The sequence below is a fragment of the Paenibacillus tyrphae genome (genome assembly GCF_024158745.1).
Lineage (GTDB): Bacteria > Bacillota > Bacilli > Paenibacillales > NBRC-103111 > Paenibacillus_G > Paenibacillus_G tyrfis_A.
Genome location: NZ_JAMZAW010000001.1, coordinates 427,312 through 441,219 on the forward strand (window position 1 = coordinate 427,312; position 13,908 = coordinate 441,219).

The following is a 13,908-nucleotide window of genomic DNA, read 5'->3' on the forward strand; positions in this document are numbered from 1 at the left end:
GGAACTTGCTGCTTGCCTAAAGCACACATGCCAAAAAGGAAAAGAGCATCTGCGCACAGAAGCTCTTTTCCTATCGTAAGCTATATTCATATTCTTGCTGCGTGTTAAAGGGAATAGAATCTTGTCTTATCCGGAACGTTACTGTTATACTCGGTTTTGATCTCGTTTCGATACGAGCGTTCCACTTTTTTTACAAACGGTAGCTTCTGAAGCTGCTTCATCGTTTCGTCCAGACGGCTGGAATAAACGTACATCGCGGCATAGTGAAGTCTTTTGGAAATAAAATGGACATTTCCATATTTCTCCAAATGCTTGCCGGCTGCTTTCAAATCGCTTACCCAGACAATAATGCCGCTTCGCTCGGTAAACATGGACAATGACCTTCTTTCTGTTTGCTATAGGATCAGGAAAGGACCGATGAACGATGGGTACACCGGAAAATGAATTGTTAGTCGAAATCTCCCGCGGATCGATGACCGAAAGCGTACACCGTGGCCATATCGCCGTTGTGGATAACAAGCGGAAACTGCTGGCGTATGCCGGGAATCCGGAATTTTGCACGTATGCCCGCTCGACAGCCAAGCTGCTGCAAGCCATCCCGCTGTTGGAGGCCGGCGGAAGCGAACGGTTCGGATTGACGCCATCGGAGACGGCGCTGCTTTGCGCCTCGCACGGAGGGGAACCGGAGCATGCGGCGACCGCTCTGGAGATTTTACGAAAGCTGGGACTGGATGAAAGCGCTCTAGGCTGCGGCCCGCAGGAGCCGATGTATAAGCCCGCGGCCGATGCGATAAAGCGGGAGCGGCGCGAACCCGGACAGCTTCATAACAACTGTTCCGGCAAGCATGCCGGCATGCTGGCGCTTGCCAAGCTCATGAATGTTCCTATACAACAGTATATCGCACCCGAGCATCCTGTCCAGCAAAAAATGCTCCGGACGGTCGCCGATATGTGCGGGGTCCCGCCGGAAAGCATCACGCTTGGAACCGACGGCTGCGGAGTGCCCGTTTTTGCCGTCCCGTTGGCCTCGCTTGCATTCGCTTACGCGCGGCTCGGGCGGCCGGAAGGCCTGTCTCCGGAACGCGCTGAGGCTTGCCGTACGATCATCGGAGCGATTCGGCAAGCGCCGTTCTATGTAGCCGGCAGCGAAAGATTCGATACCCGCCTCGCCGAGCTGACGCAAGGCCGCATCATCGGCAAAATGGGGGCCGAGGGCTTGTATGCAGCTACCGTGCCGGAGCAGGGCATCGGCATTGCCGTCAAAATCGAAGACGGCGCCGGGCGCGCAATCTATCCCGCCGCTGCCGAATCGCTGCTCCAGCTCGGTTTGCTTAGCGCCGAAGAGGCAGCGCAGCTTGCCAGCTTCCACCACCCGGCGGTGAACAACCGCCGCGGCGATCAAGTCGGCGTCGTCCGGCCGGTCTTCCAACTTCATCGCGTCTAAAGCACGGGCCCGGGATATCCCCGGGCCCGTTTTATCGTTTGTTAACCGCACTTGCCGCTGCAGCTTCCTCCGGAGGAGCAGCCTCCCCCTGCTGCAAGCGGATCGTTCGAAGGCACCTTGATCGTATCCGATACGGAACGCGCGATGATCTCCGACACGTCGTGCAACAAGTCGTCCAACCGTTTCTCCGCTTGCTTGAAGCGCCGGACGGATTCTACAGCTTCAAGCCGCTCCTGAACCGCCTTGACCCGGTCAAGCGCCTCATGATAATTCGGATGAAAATGCCCGAAGCGTTCGCACTCCTCGAACAATTCCTTGGCTTTGAGAAACTCCTTCACCAACTGCCGAACTTCCTCGTCGGCATCCTTGCGCTGTTTCCAATATAAATAATCCGCCGTTTCCGCGGAGAACTTGATGCGGTCAGCCAGCTCATATGACCCAAGCAGTATGGCAGACATATCGAGCGTATGCGTCTCCGTTACCGCCATGCGGCAGCACCGTCCTTTCAATCAGGTATGATTCGTCAGACCATGTCAGACATGTTTATCATACCATACTTGAGGACGGTCGTGCTGAATTAATATTTATCGTTGATCCCGGGAAGAATCAGCCTCATTTCCTGCCACTCCTCCGCCAGCCAGCGTACCTCCGACGTTTCGTCCTGCGCACCGCCGGATAGACCGAGTCCCGTCAAGCACCAGGTTCCCCGCGTTTCCTGCACTTTGCGGGGAACGATGCGAAAATCGGTGCCATTTTTGCGGATTTGCAGCACCGACCGCATCTCGATCGCCTTTTCGACGATTTCTTTGCGCGTCGATAAATGATAGTTCCGATAATCCCGGAGCCACGTCGGAGGAATATCCTGCAAAGAAGGATAAACGTCGGAGGCTTCCGGCAGCCGTGTCTGCAATCTGAGGAAAGCGACGGAATTTCTCGAGTAAATAAGCCCTTTGTCCATGGGCTCGACGGAAAGCAAGTTCTTCATGGATGCGGTCTGTTCGGCGGATAGCTTCGGGAAGCGGCTTGCGCTCATTTCCCCCTCCGTTCCCGCCTGCGCCGCCGGGATAGCGGGTAGCCCAGGCATAAAGCCCGCTTTTTCCAAAACAACAGTAAGCGGCTTCGCGTCTTCGGCCGCAATAAGAAAATCCCGTCCGTTCAGCATTTCCTTCACGTACGGGGAAGCGGCGGGCAGCTTGGCCACCGTCCGGGCGGTTTCGTCATCGCCGCAGCGAAGCAGCAGCGCTTGGGTAAAGACGGTTTTGCCGTACGGCTTCGCCCACTGCCCAATGCTTAACCGCACATGGTCTGGTACGCCGTAAAGCGCATGACGCTGCAGAAAATCGCATATTTCCGCAGCCGTACGGCCATTCTCCAGAGCCCGCTTGACGCTTTCCTTCGACAATTTATAGACACTTACCTGATCCCGCGTCACCAGATTGGCCAGGCAGCAAAGCTCCCAGCGCACTTTGCCCGCGACATCCGGCGGTACCAGGATATCAAAATCGGGCTGAACCATAAAGCCGCCGTCTTCCGCTTCATCCTCCCCGGCCGGCTCGTCCCGCAAACCGAGTGAAAATGTCCATCGGTAGGCACCTGGCCCGCAGATCGGATCGGAGCTTTGTTCCAGAAAGCCCAGCGCAGCAAGCGGCTCCAGCCACAGCCTGAGCAAATACCGGGTGCGCTCGGCTCTTTCCCCGCCCTCCAATGCCCCCGACAGTAAGCCGAACGCCTCCAACCGCTCCAGCAGTTGCTCCGCCGTTATCCATGTCCCGCCGTTTACGCGCTCCAGAAGGAGCACGGCATGCTGCAGCCACGCAGAAGCAGGAAGTGACAGAACTTTCCAAACCCCGTACAAACGGCGCATCTGCGCAGCCAGCGGCTGATCCAGAAAAAGGTCTACCGCTTCGACGCCCAGCTTAAGCTCTACGTCTTCCGAAACGATAAGCCGCAAGCGCAAAAGCATATCCAGCACCAACGCGATCTTCGGGGAATACGTATCGGCATACGCATATTTCAGCGAAAGCGGCTCAAGAGCTTCTTCCCGGAGTCGCACCCGTTCGGACAATTTCTGAAGCAGCTTTTTGTGCAAGGTTCCGTTTTTGGTCAGCTTAAGCCCTTGTTCCGCGGCAAATACCAGCGAATGAAACAGATCGTGCGCCAGGTTCGGCTCGCCGGGGAAGGCAGGAACCGGGCTCAATCCCGCGCTTCCCGGCGCTTCGCCGAGCTCGGAGGGCAAGTCGGGAAATAGAACGGTTTGCCAGCAAGCAAAACCGTCCTCGGGCATTAAATACAGATGCTCTCCCCATGTTTTGAGAAACGAAAATACGATGCCTCTGCGAAGCAATCCGGCCAAGCCCATTTTCACCTCGGCCCCGGACAAGGGACCGGCTGCCGCCCGCTCCAATTCCACATCGTCAAACGGCTCGCAGCCGATCCGCCGCACAATCGCCTCAAGCACCGTACGCTCGGAACGGCCCAGCCGGTTGCAGACGGTCTCCATCACGACGGGGTCAGTCCATAGTTGACCAAGCGATGCTCCTTGGCCAAGCCACGGCGCATAGACCGTTTCGGCTTCCAGCCGGCTCTTCAGCTCGTGGGGCATCCGCATCAGCAATTGCGCGTAATTCATATCGAGACCGCCTCCTTCGATCCGTCCGCCCATTCGATCCGGTAGCGGTAGCCCTGCTCGATCAAGAAGAGCTGCCGGTTCAGCGCGAACTCCTGTTCTTTCGTATCCTCGCTGACGAGCGTGTAGAAGACCGCCCGGTTCGTGCCCGCCTTGGGCCGCAATATCCGTCCGAGCCGCTGTGCCTCCTCCTGTCTCGATCCGAAACTCCCCGATATTTGGATCGCCACCGTCGCATCGGGCAGATCGACCGCGAAGTTGGCTACTTTGGATACGATCAACGCCGGAACCGTCCCGCCGCGAAAGCCGGAATACAACGCTTCCCGATCCTCGTAAGGCATTTCGCCGCTTATCATAGGAAGCTTCGTAGCTTCCGAGAGCCGGCGAAGCTGCTCCAAATATTGGCCGATAATTAAAATCTGCTCGCCGTCATGCTTGTCCAGCAGCTCGCGGACGACCTTCAGCTTGCCAGGGTTGACGCTGGCTTCCCGCATTTTCTGTCTTGGCGCCGCGGCATGATAGGCTTCCTTCTCTTTGTCCGCCATCGGAACCCGGATCTCAACGCACTCGACCGAGGCAATCCAGCCTTGCGTCTCCAGCTCCTTCCACGGCATCTCGTAGCGCTTGGGCCCGACCAGCGAGAACACATCCTCCTCCCGGCCGTCCTCGCGGATCAGCGTCGCCGTCAAGCCAAGCCGGCGCGTCGCCTGAATGTCCGCCGTAACACGAAACACCGGAGCCGGAAGCAAATGCACCTCATCGTAAACGATCAGGCCCCAGTCGCGTTTGTTAAACAGGTCCATATGGACGAACGGGTCGTCTTTCGATTTGCGGTACGTCAGGATTTGATAGGTGGCCACCGTAATCGGGCGCACTTCTTTCTGCATTCCCGTGTATTCGCCGACCAAGTCTTCCGTAACGTTCGTTTTATCCAATATTTCCCTCTTCCATTGTCGAACCGAAGTGCTGTTTGAAGTCAAAATCAGCGTCGCACAGTTTAGCTTTCCCATCGCGGCGATGCCGATCACCGTTTTCCCGGCGCCGCAGGGCAGGACCAACACACCGCTGCCTCCATGTAGGCTCCCTTCCCGATAAAAGGAATCGACCGCCGACCGCTGATATTCCCGCAGCTCGAACGCCTGCCCTCCGGCCTCCTCCGCCCTAAGCCGGATAGGAAGCGATTCGCCCCGGCTGTAGCCTGCCAAATCTTCGACCGGAAAGCCGAGCTTAACGAGCTCCTGCTTGAGAAGCCCCCGATACCGGGCGGAAAAACGAAGCGTCTGCGAATCGACCTGACACAGCCCGTACGACCGCAAGGAACGGAAAGATACCATCTCCTTGATCGCTTCCACGTCTTCCGAGATGAGAAGCAAATCGTCGCCCAGCCTTTCCATACGAACAAGACCGTATCGTTCGACGAAACGCCGGATATCTTGTTTTACGCCCGTTGGAACGCCGAATTTCGCATGGCGGTCCAGGAAACCGATAATCTCCTCGGATGTCAGCCCGGCCGCCGCGGCATTCCAGAGCGAAAGGGATGACATGCGGTACGTATGGATGTTTTCCGGGGATTTGACGAGATCCGCGAACTTGGCGAGTCCGGCCCGCGCTTCTTCGAAAGCCGGGTGCCGTACTTCAAGCAGTACGCAAAAGTCGGTTTGCACGATCAATGGGCGGTCTTTATGAAATGTCATCTACCGATCCCTCCACTTGTAGCTGTCAGTTTTAGTATGAGGGTTGCAAGGGGGATTTAAACATCCGCGGGAAATCCGGCCTCTGCCTCATTTGCAACAAGAAGCGGGAAGCTCTACAATAGACGACGTGCCTTTTTGTGATTGGAAAAATGAGAGAGGAGTATGGAGTCATGGGAAACATGGGGAGAAAATCGATAGCGGGGCTGCTCATTTTGGCAATCGTGCTGCTGCTTGCGGCCTGCTCGAAATCGGGGGCGGACGGCGACGCCTTCGCCAAGGAAATCTTGAAGCAGTATCCCGCATTGAAGGACCATAAAATGACGGTAATCGAGGTCAAGCGTGTCGTCGACGGCGATACGTTCGAGACGAAGTCGGGGGACAAAGTCCGCTTAATCGGCGTCAACACGCCTGAAACCGTGAAGCCGAACAGCCCTGTAGAACATTACGGAAAGGAAGCCAGTCAATTCACGAAATCGAAGCTGACCGGCAAAACGGTATACCTCTTTGCGGACGCGGGAGACAAAGACAAGTACGGGCGGCTTCTCCGGTATGTCTTCATTCAAGGCGAGCCCTCGATGTTTAACGAAACGCTGATCCGCGAAGGCTACGCCAATACGATGTCCATACCGCCTAACGTGATGTTCCAGGACAGCTTCGTCAAGCTGGAGCGGGAGGCACGCAGCAAGAAAAAAGGGCTGTGGGCCGACAATAAATAAATCTTGACTGAAAAAAACGGTCCCGGCGCATTCGCCCGGACCGTTTCGCTTCTGGCTGATACCTACTTATTAAATTAATGAGTTCCGCTGACATCCATATGGTCCAGCTTGCGGGTTTCTTTTTTATACGCGGAGCTTTGAATCCGTTCCTGCAGCTTTTCATAATACAAGTCTTCGTCGATCGGAAGATCGACCCAATTGTCGGTCCAGGAGGACAAATGCATCGCGTTAGAAAGGGTCAGTCCTTTGATCCCTTCTTCTCCCGGCGCCAGCAGCGGCGTACCGTGCAAAATGTGATCGACGAAATTTTGCGTAATCCCTTTGTGCTGCGCCCCTTCCGAGGAGCCTACCGGAATCTCGCATTTCCAGCATTCCGGCGCTCCGAAGCCGCCCTTGAAATCGCGGTTGAACTCCGGCTCTGACACCCGCAGCCGCCAGAACGTCAACTTGCCGTCTTCGATGACGATTTTGCCGCGGTCTCCGCTAACTTCGAACCGGTTCGTACCCGGGGCTTCGCCGGTCGTGGTTACGAACAAACCGGTCGCTCCGTTCTCGTATTCCACATAAGCAGTCACGTCGTCCTCGACTTCGATATTGCGGTATTTTCCGAAATGGCAAAACGCACGCACCCGTTTAGGCATCATATCGATCGTCCACTGCCACAAATCGAGCTGGTGCGGGTCTTGGTTAAGCAGAACGCCTCCGCCTTCCCCTGCCCAGGTAGCCCGCCAGCCGCCGGAATCGTAATAGCTTTGGGAGCGGTACCAGTTCGTGATAATCCAATTGGTGCGGCGGATTTCGCCAAGCTCTCCGGAGGAGACGAGATCGCGCAGCTTTTGGTACAACGGGTTCGTGCGCTGATTGTACATGATGCCGAATGCTTTACCGGACCGAGCGGCAGCTTCGTTCATCTCGCGGACCTGTTTCGTATAGACGCCCGCCGGCTTCTCGACCAGCACATGATAGCCGTGCTCGAATGCCGCGATTGCCAAGCTCGGGTGATCGTAGTGCGGCGTGCAGATGAGAACGGCATCGAAGGCTTGCGAAGCAAAAAACGAATCCAGATTATCAAACAGCTGGAACCGGTCTCCGTACTGCTGGCGAACCCATTCTAAACGTTCCGGGTTCGTATCCACAATGGCGGTCAGCTCGCCTCCGGCTACTTCATTTTTGGCAAAATAATTCGTATGGCCCTTCCCCATATTGCCGATTCCGATAAGTCCGAATCGTACCTTGCTCATCGTTTCCCCGCCTCTCATGACATTGTTCTTGCCTAAATTAACTAACCTGCTTTCGACTCCTTCATTATACAGTGCACACGTGAACAAAACAATAAAAAAAATCGTTCCTCCGGCCTTGCGGACGAAAGAACGATTGCTGATTAATGCACCGTTTGCTTATCCTGTTCGGAAATTTGGCTGAGCGCTTCGCCCGCTTCATCCTCGAACTTGTCGCGGACGGCCAGGTCTCCGATGGATACGATCCCGACCAACTCGCCGTTCTCCACCACCGGCAGCCGGCGGATTTGTTCTTTAGCCATAATTTTGGCCGCTTCGTCCACCGTCGTCTCGGGCGGTACGGATACGACTCTGTCGCTCATTACCTGCTTAATCGCCGCGGAGCCTTCCCGCTTCTCGGCATAGCCGCGGATGACAAGGTCCCGGTCCGTCAATACCCCGATCAGCTTCTTCTCTTCGACGACGGGAATAAAGCCCGTATCTTCCTGTTTCATCTTAACGGCCGCCTCGTATACGTTATCCTTCAAGGTGACCGTCGAACAATCGGTCGTCATAATTTCCCGAAGCGTTCTGGTACTCATGGCAAAACACCCTCCTGAGAAAAGGAATTGGCAGCCTGTTGCCGAAACTCTCCGCCAAATTTTCCGTCGAAGACAAGAAAGTCCCCAGGCCGCTGCACGCTTAGAGTCCCCTTTCCCCAGGCTTCCCATTCGTCCCGTCCGTTGTTACTTCCCGGGAGATGCAGTCAAGCTCTCGTCCCATTTTCCTTCATATATTCTTGGATCATTCCGATAAATAACCGGGCCGCGTCTTCCATCGACGTTTCGTCAATATCGAATTTTGGATGATGATGCGGATGCACGACACCATTCGTTTTATTGCCCGCGCCCACGAACATAAAGCAGCCTGGAATTTTTTCCAGGTAATAGGCATAGTCTTCTCCAGCCATAATGAGCGGCGCCGTCCGTCCACCGTCCTCGCCCATAGCCCATGCAGCCGCGCGGTAAAACCGTTCGGCTTCCTTCGCATCGTTGACGACGGGAGGATAACCAAGCTTGTAATCGATCGTATAGGCTGCGCCGTTCATCAGACATGTCTGCTTTACGATCGTCTCCAGCCGCTCTTTCACCTGCATGCGCAGGGCGGAGTCGTAAGTCCGGACCGTCCCTTTAAGCACGGCGGATTCGGCAATCACGTTAAAGCTCGTACCGCTGTGTATCGATCCCACGCTGACGACACAGGGCTTCGTCGGGTCGGCGCTGCGGCTGACGATTGACTGCAAATTGACGACCAATTGCGAAGCGACGTACACGCTATCCACCGTCTCATGAGGCAGACCGCCGTGGCCGCCCTTTCCTTTGATCTCGATCACAAACTCATCCGCCGCCGCCATCATTGGACCGGGCTTGCAATAAGCCGCGCCGACCTCAAACGGCGTCCACAAGTGAATGCCATATATGACATCGACCCCCTCGAGCGCGCCTTCCTCGATCATCCCCAGCGCCCCGCCGGGGGTCATCTCTTCCGCCGGTTGAAAAATAAATACGATGCTGCCGCTCAGCGCTTCCCGGTGGCTGCTAAGGGTTTTGGCGACGCCGAGCAGAGCGGACGTATGGGCGTCATGGCCGCAGGCGTGCATTACCCCCGGCACCGAAGATGCGTACTCGCAGCTTTTTTCATCCTGGATCGGCAGCGCATCCATATCGGCTCTCAGCGCCACCGTCGGCCCGTCCGATGCTCCGCGCAGCTTGGCTACGATCCCGTGCCCGCCAACGCCCGTCCGAACTTCCAGCCCCCACTGCTTCAACAAGTCCGCAACAAAAGCCGCGGTCTTCGATTCTTCGAACGAAAGCTCGGGATGCTGATGCAAATTGCGGCGCCAAGCGATCATATCGGGCACTGACGCTCGCAGCGTTTCTTCTATCGATTTCATAGGTACCCCTCCGTCTCCTCTTACCGCTGTCCGGCGCTTTTTAAATTAGCGCTCGCTGAAATGTAGTATCATTTTATCAAATCCTTTAAACGGTTTCATCCATGTGTCACAAGAATTTCACATCTTTATTCTGGCAGGCAATTTCCCTCCGTGCATTAGGCTTGCACAAGAAAGGGAAACATACTATCATGAATAAAGGGTTAACCGTAGAGTCGAGGTACATATTTCTAGGAGGGTTTTGTTGTGATCATTGAAAATAGTGGAATTAAAGGCATAAAAAGCGACCTTGCGCATTTGGACGAAGTGATGGAGCAGCTCGGTTTCGTACGTTGGCAATGGGAATATTACCGCGCGACGTACGATCTGCAGTTGCCGGATCGCGAATCCACGAACGATTATTTCCTGCGCATCAATACCCGCGTAGAATCCGGAAAATTGGAATCGCCTTATGCCATTCTTTATGTCGAAGATGTCTACATCGGCCAAGCGACGTTCCCGCACGGCGTTAACTATCAGGCCGCCATTCCAGACTACATTATGAAAACGGCTAGCGGCAAGCTCGCTGAACTGAAAGTCAAGCTGACTCAGTAGACGGAGGCCCTATGAGTGCCCCGCGACGAGGAACGCCTGATTTTTTGCTGCTCTTCTTGACGTTTTCGCTCGTGTGCTTCGGGTTGGCGTTTGTTTTTAGCGCAAGCATGGCGTATAGAGCTAACGATCCCTGGTACTTGGCGGCGAAGCAGGCAATATTTGCCGGTCTCGGTACGATCGTTATGTTTTTTTGCATGAATGTGGATTTCCGGAAATTTCAGAAGTGGGTCGTACCGGCTCTTTTCGTTGTTTCGATGCTTCTTCTGCTCGTTCCGCTTGTCGGTAAAGATAAGAACGGCGCTACGAGCTGGCTTAATTTCTTCGGCTTCTCCCTGCAGCCGACCGAATTCGCCAAGTTTGTGATTATCGTATATTTGGCTTCGATTATCAGCAAAAAAGGCGATCGGTTCCAGGACTTCAAACGGGGGCTTATGCCGCCGCTCGTTGTGATCGGTTTCATCTCCGCGCTGATTATGATGCAGCCCGATCTCGGTTCCACGATGGTGCTGGTCCTTTGCGCCATGTTGATTATCGTTGTCGGCGGGGCGCAGCTCAAGCATGTATTTTATTTGGGTGCCGGCGGCATCGTGTTCTTGACCATGGTGGGCATGATTTATTACATCGCTACGGACGGAACCAGTCATCACTTTGCGCGGTTCACGGCTTATTGGGACCCAACCAAAGATCCGAAGGGAACCGGCTTTCAACTTATGCAATCGCTGTATGCGTTCGGACACGGCGGCCTGACAGGCGCCGGCTTCGGACAAAGCGTGCAGAAGCTGCACTATTTGCCGGAGGCGCACAACGACTTTATTTTTGCCATCATTGGCGAGGAGCTCGGATTCATTGGCACAGCCCTCTTTCTGCTGATTTATCTCGCTTTTCTTTGGCGAGGGCTGATCGTAGCGCTCCGCTGTCAGGATACGTTCGGGATGCTGCTGGGCGTGGGGATCGTCGGAATGATCGGCATTCAGGCGTTCATCAACATGGGCGGGGTCACCAATACGATTCCGATGACCGGCGTCACACTGCCGCTAATCAGCTATGGCGGCACTTCAATGTTGACGACGCTGGCCAGCCTCGGCGTTCTGCTCAGCATATCCCGGGAATACAATAAACCGGAAAAAGAACGGGAAACGAAAAAGAGAGCCTGATTCAAGGCTCTCTTTCTTGCTTTTACTTGACCCGGTTATTCGGGTCTTCCACGACAGCTTGCTCTTCCTCGCGAAATGCGACGCCCTCAACCTTAATATTGACTTCAACGACCGTCAAACCGGTCATGTTCTCCACCGCATCGCGCACATTTTCTTGAAGATCCCGACAAACCTCATGGATTTTACTTCCGAAATTAACAATTACACGAAGATCGATAGCCGCTTCCACTTGGCCCACTTCCACCGAAACGCCCTTCTGCACGTTTTTGCCACTGAGACGCTTCGCCAATCCTTCGGAAATGCCTCCCGACATGCCGGCAATCCCTGGAGTCTCCACCGCAGCCAATCCTGCAATAGTCGCTACGACATCATCTGAAATGCGGATAAGACCTGTTTGAATTTCTTCGCTCATGAGGATCACTCCTTCAAGGATTATAGCTCTATTGTAATAACTTCCAAGCGGGAAAGCAAATGTACCGCGCAACCATTTGACAGTTTTCGACAACACCCGACTTCGCAGGAACTACAGGCCGAACCAAGCCGATAATCCCCCGCCTGAAAATACCTCTAAATGGCCTTAACCGACCCGCCGTCGACATAAAAGACCGAACCGGTCATGTAGCTGTTGCGCGGCGAAAGCAGGAATGCCGCCGTGGCAGCCAGCTCCTCCGGCTCGCCGTAACGGCCGAGCGGAATGTCCTTGACCATGCTCTCCCGTATCTCTTCAACCGTCACCTGATCGCGGGCCGCTTTGGCCGAATCCAGCTCAACCAGACGATCGGTGCTGATTCGGCCGGGACATACGGTGTTCAGCAAAATTCCGTCCGGACCCCACTCGACCGATAACGTCTTTATTAGACCGACGATCCCCGTCCGCAGCGTATTGGACAGCACCAAACCGGGAATCGGCACTTTCACCGACGACGAGGCAACCGTGACGATCCGTCCTCCCTGCTCCTTCATCAACGGATGGAAGCCTTTTACAAGCCTGACAACGCTCATGAGATTCACTTGAATGGCATGGAGCCATGCCTCCTCGTCCAGCGATAGGAAGCTGCCGCTTGGCGGCCCTCCGGCATTGCACACGAGAGCGTCAACCCGGCCGAACCGGTCGGCGGCCTGCTGGACGAGCCAGCCGATTTGCTCGGGGCTGCTTAGATCGACAGCCATGCCAACGGCCGATACGCCGTATTTTTGCGCCAGTTGGGCCGCTACGTCGCTTACAGTCTGCTCGTCCCGGCTGCAGAGCAATAGATCGGCCCCTTCCGCGGCCAACTGCTCAGCGATCGCCCGGCCCAATCCCTTGCTGGAAGCGGTGACGACAGCTTTTTTACCTTTTAAATATAGATCCATGAAAAACTCCTCCCTAAAGTATTTTACTTTGTCCGAAAATTGATTATATTAGAATAGGTTTAATTCGAGTTAGGTATACTTTACCACATGAGGTGATCCTTTTGAAACGCCACGGTTTTACGATCGGTTTGCTTGCAAGCTTCGCCCTAAGTGCAGTGGCCCACTATGTCGGAGCTCCCACATTTAGCCCGACGGTACAATTTTTAATCTCGGCGGTCGCTATCCTTTTTGTTGCCGGTTTCCTGGGAAAAGCTACAGAAAGCGTAGCGCATTATGCCGGCGAAAGATTGGGCGGTTTTTTGAACGCGACGTTCGGCAATGCCGCAGAGCTTATCATCGCCATCTTTCTGGTTAGAGACGGGATGTTCGATATCGTCAAAGCCAGCATCACCGGCTCCATTATCGGGAACATGCTGCTGGTGCTCGGACTTAGCGTGCTGCTCGGCGGATTGAAATTCAAGGAACAGACCTTCAACGTAAAATTGGCCGGTCACAACGGATCGCTCATGCTATTGGCCGTTATCGCGCTGTTCATTCCCGCCGCTTTCGCCCGGAGCTTCACCACTCAGGAAACGTCCAATTTGAGCGTCATCGTATCGGTGATCCTGATCATCGCTTACCTGCTTTGGCTCGTCTTCTCCATGATCACACATAAGAACGAGCTCTCGGACGAGGTCGTCGAGCACGGGGAAGCGGCATGGTCCAAAGGCTTATCTATCGTATTTCTGATCGTTGCCACCGCCATGGTCGCCTTTCAGAGCGAATGGCTCGTACATACGCTGGAGCCGTTCAGCCATCAATACGGACTATCCGAGCTGTTCGTAGGCGCCTTCCTGATTGCCATCGTCGGCAATGCCGCGGAACACAGCGCCGCCGTTATGATGGCCCGGAAAAACAAGATGGGCGCCGCCGTCGAAATCGCGGTCGGCAGCAGCCTGCAAATTGCGCTGTTCGTCGCGCCTGTGTTGGTGCTGCTCTCGCTCCTTTTCGGCAAAACGATGGATCTCGTCTTTACGACCTACGAGATCATAGCCATCGGCGTAGCCGCGTTTATCGCCAAGTCGATCTCCAAGGACGGAGCCACAACATGGTTCGAGGGCGTGCTCCTGCTGGTCGTCTATATCATTCTCGGCATTGCGTTCTTCTTGGTGTAGAAGCC

The 13,908-nt window shown here is 55.0% G+C and carries 14 protein-coding genes; 5 read left to right on the forward strand and 9 right to left on the reverse strand.

The window, feature by feature from the left end; genetic code table 11:
* Positions 1 to 104: 104 nt before the first annotated feature.
* On the reverse strand, positions 105 to 371 hold the full coding sequence (locus tag NI000_RS02035) for a YlbG family protein (protein WP_010498293.1): 267 nt from the start codon (positions 369 to 371) through the stop codon (positions 105 to 107).
* A 53-nt stretch (positions 372 to 424) separates the two neighbouring features.
* Here NI000_RS02035 and NI000_RS02040 point away from each other — a divergent pair, with 53 nt between their 5' ends.
* Positions 425 to 1,444 carry an asparaginase gene (locus NI000_RS02040; RefSeq protein ID WP_253407226.1) on the forward strand — a complete coding sequence of 340 codons (1,020 nt, stop codon included), beginning with the start codon at positions 425 to 427 and terminating at the stop codon, positions 1,442 to 1,444.
* A gap of 41 nt (positions 1,445 to 1,485) precedes the next feature.
* Here NI000_RS02040 and NI000_RS02045 read toward each other — a convergent pair whose 3' ends face one another.
* From NI000_RS02045 to NI000_RS02055, 3 genes are all read right to left on the reverse strand, one after another.
* The gene (locus NI000_RS02045; RefSeq protein ID WP_253407228.1) at positions 1,486 to 1,932 is read right to left on the reverse strand and encodes a YlbF family regulator; all 447 of its coding nucleotides are present in this window, start codon (positions 1,930 to 1,932) and stop codon (positions 1,486 to 1,488) included.
* Between the two features lie 89 nt (positions 1,933 to 2,021).
* Entirely contained in the window at positions 2,022 to 4,073 is a 2,052-nt protein-coding gene (locus NI000_RS02050; RefSeq protein WP_253407230.1) for a helicase-associated domain-containing protein, read from the reverse strand.
* The gene (locus NI000_RS02055; RefSeq protein ID WP_253407240.1) at positions 4,070 to 5,764 is read right to left on the reverse strand and encodes a DNA repair helicase XPB; all 1,695 of its coding nucleotides are present in this window, start codon (positions 5,762 to 5,764) and stop codon (positions 4,070 to 4,072) included. Before NI000_RS02055 ends, NI000_RS02050 begins: the two co-directional genes overlap by 4 nt.
* 170 nt (positions 5,765 to 5,934) lie before the next feature.
* Between NI000_RS02055 and NI000_RS02060 the strand changes: the two genes are divergently transcribed.
* A complete protein-coding gene (locus NI000_RS02060; RefSeq protein WP_253407242.1) occupies positions 5,935 to 6,480 on the forward strand; it encodes a thermonuclease family protein in 546 nt (181 codons plus the stop codon).
* Positions 6,481 to 6,554: 74 nt separating this feature from the next.
* Here the strand turns inward: NI000_RS02060 and NI000_RS02065 are convergent, their stop codons facing one another.
* The 3 genes from NI000_RS02065 to NI000_RS02075 form a co-directional block, all read right to left on the reverse strand.
* Positions 6,555 to 7,721: a Gfo/Idh/MocA family protein gene (locus NI000_RS02065; protein WP_253407244.1), complete on the reverse strand. Its 1,167-nt coding sequence runs from the start codon at positions 7,719 to 7,721 to the stop codon at positions 6,555 to 6,557.
* 140 nt (positions 7,722 to 7,861) lie between these two features.
* Complete coding sequence (locus tag NI000_RS02070) at positions 7,862 to 8,299, reverse strand: CBS domain-containing protein (protein ID WP_253407246.1); 438 nt, start codon at positions 8,297 to 8,299, stop codon at positions 7,862 to 7,864.
* A 164-nt stretch (positions 8,300 to 8,463) separates the two neighbouring features.
* Positions 8,464 to 9,651, reverse strand: coding sequence for a M20 metallopeptidase family protein (locus NI000_RS02075; RefSeq protein ID WP_253407248.1), 1,188 nt, complete (start codon positions 9,649 to 9,651; stop codon positions 8,464 to 8,466).
* Between the two features lie 243 nt (positions 9,652 to 9,894).
* Between NI000_RS02075 and NI000_RS02080 the strand changes: the two genes are divergently transcribed.
* Together NI000_RS02080 and ftsW are read left to right on the forward strand one after the other, a co-directional pair.
* Complete coding sequence (locus tag NI000_RS02080; protein WP_054974445.1) at positions 9,895 to 10,242, forward strand: YugN family protein; 348 nt, start codon at positions 9,895 to 9,897, stop codon at positions 10,240 to 10,242.
* Between the two features lie 11 nt (positions 10,243 to 10,253).
* Positions 10,254 to 11,396 carry a putative lipid II flippase FtsW gene (gene ftsW / locus NI000_RS02085; RefSeq protein ID WP_253407257.1) on the forward strand — a complete coding sequence of 381 codons (1,143 nt, stop codon included), beginning with the start codon at positions 10,254 to 10,256 and terminating at the stop codon, positions 11,394 to 11,396.
* Positions 11,397 to 11,418: 22 nt separating this feature from the next.
* On the opposite strand, the gene NI000_RS02090 is transcribed toward ftsW, so the two are convergent.
* Both NI000_RS02090 and NI000_RS02095 read right to left on the reverse strand, forming a co-directional pair.
* Positions 11,419 to 11,808: an Asp23/Gls24 family envelope stress response protein gene (locus tag NI000_RS02090; protein WP_253407258.1), complete on the reverse strand. Its 390-nt coding sequence runs from the start codon at positions 11,806 to 11,808 to the stop codon at positions 11,419 to 11,421.
* Positions 11,809 to 11,963: 155 nt separating this feature from the next.
* On the reverse strand, positions 11,964 to 12,749 hold the full coding sequence (locus NI000_RS02095; RefSeq protein ID WP_253407259.1) for an SDR family oxidoreductase: 786 nt from the start codon (positions 12,747 to 12,749) through the stop codon (positions 11,964 to 11,966).
* Between the two features lie 101 nt (positions 12,750 to 12,850).
* Between NI000_RS02095 and cax the strand changes: the two genes are divergently transcribed.
* Entirely contained in the window at positions 12,851 to 13,903 is a 1,053-nt protein-coding gene (gene cax / locus NI000_RS02100; protein WP_253407260.1) for a calcium/proton exchanger, read from the forward strand.
* Positions 13,904 to 13,908: the final 5 nt, after the last annotated feature.

Coding starts and splice junctions, on each gene's coding strand:
- NI000_RS02035 (WP_010498293.1), bottom strand. CDS start 371: ATGTTTACCGAGCGAAGCGGCATTATTGTCTGGGTAAGCGATTTGAAA.
- NI000_RS02040 (WP_253407226.1), top strand. CDS start 425: ATGGGTACACCGGAAAATGAATTGTTAGTCGAAATCTCCCGCGGATCG.
- NI000_RS02045 (WP_253407228.1), bottom strand. CDS start 1,932: ATGGCGGTAACGGAGACGCATACGCTCGATATGTCTGCCATACTGCTT.
- NI000_RS02050 (WP_253407230.1), bottom strand. CDS start 4,073: ATGAATTACGCGCAATTGCTGATGCGGATGCCCCACGAGCTGAAGAGC.
- NI000_RS02055 (WP_253407240.1), bottom strand. CDS start 5,764: ATGACATTTCATAAAGACCGCCCATTGATCGTGCAAACCGACTTTTGC.
- NI000_RS02060 (WP_253407242.1), top strand. CDS start 5,935: ATGGGAAACATGGGGAGAAAATCGATAGCGGGGCTGCTCATTTTGGCA.
- NI000_RS02065 (WP_253407244.1), bottom strand. CDS start 7,721: ATGAGCAAGGTACGATTCGGACTTATCGGAATCGGCAATATGGGGAAG.
- NI000_RS02070 (WP_253407246.1), bottom strand. CDS start 8,299: ATGAGTACCAGAACGCTTCGGGAAATTATGACGACCGATTGTTCGACG.
- NI000_RS02075 (WP_253407248.1), bottom strand. CDS start 9,651: ATGAAATCGATAGAAGAAACGCTGCGAGCGTCAGTGCCCGATATGATC.
- ftsW (WP_253407257.1), top strand. CDS start 10,254: ATGAGTGCCCCGCGACGAGGAACGCCTGATTTTTTGCTGCTCTTCTTG.
- NI000_RS02090 (WP_253407258.1), bottom strand. CDS start 11,808: ATGAGCGAAGAAATTCAAACAGGTCTTATCCGCATTTCAGATGATGTC.
- NI000_RS02095 (WP_253407259.1), bottom strand. CDS start 12,749: ATGGATCTATATTTAAAAGGTAAAAAAGCTGTCGTCACCGCTTCCAGC.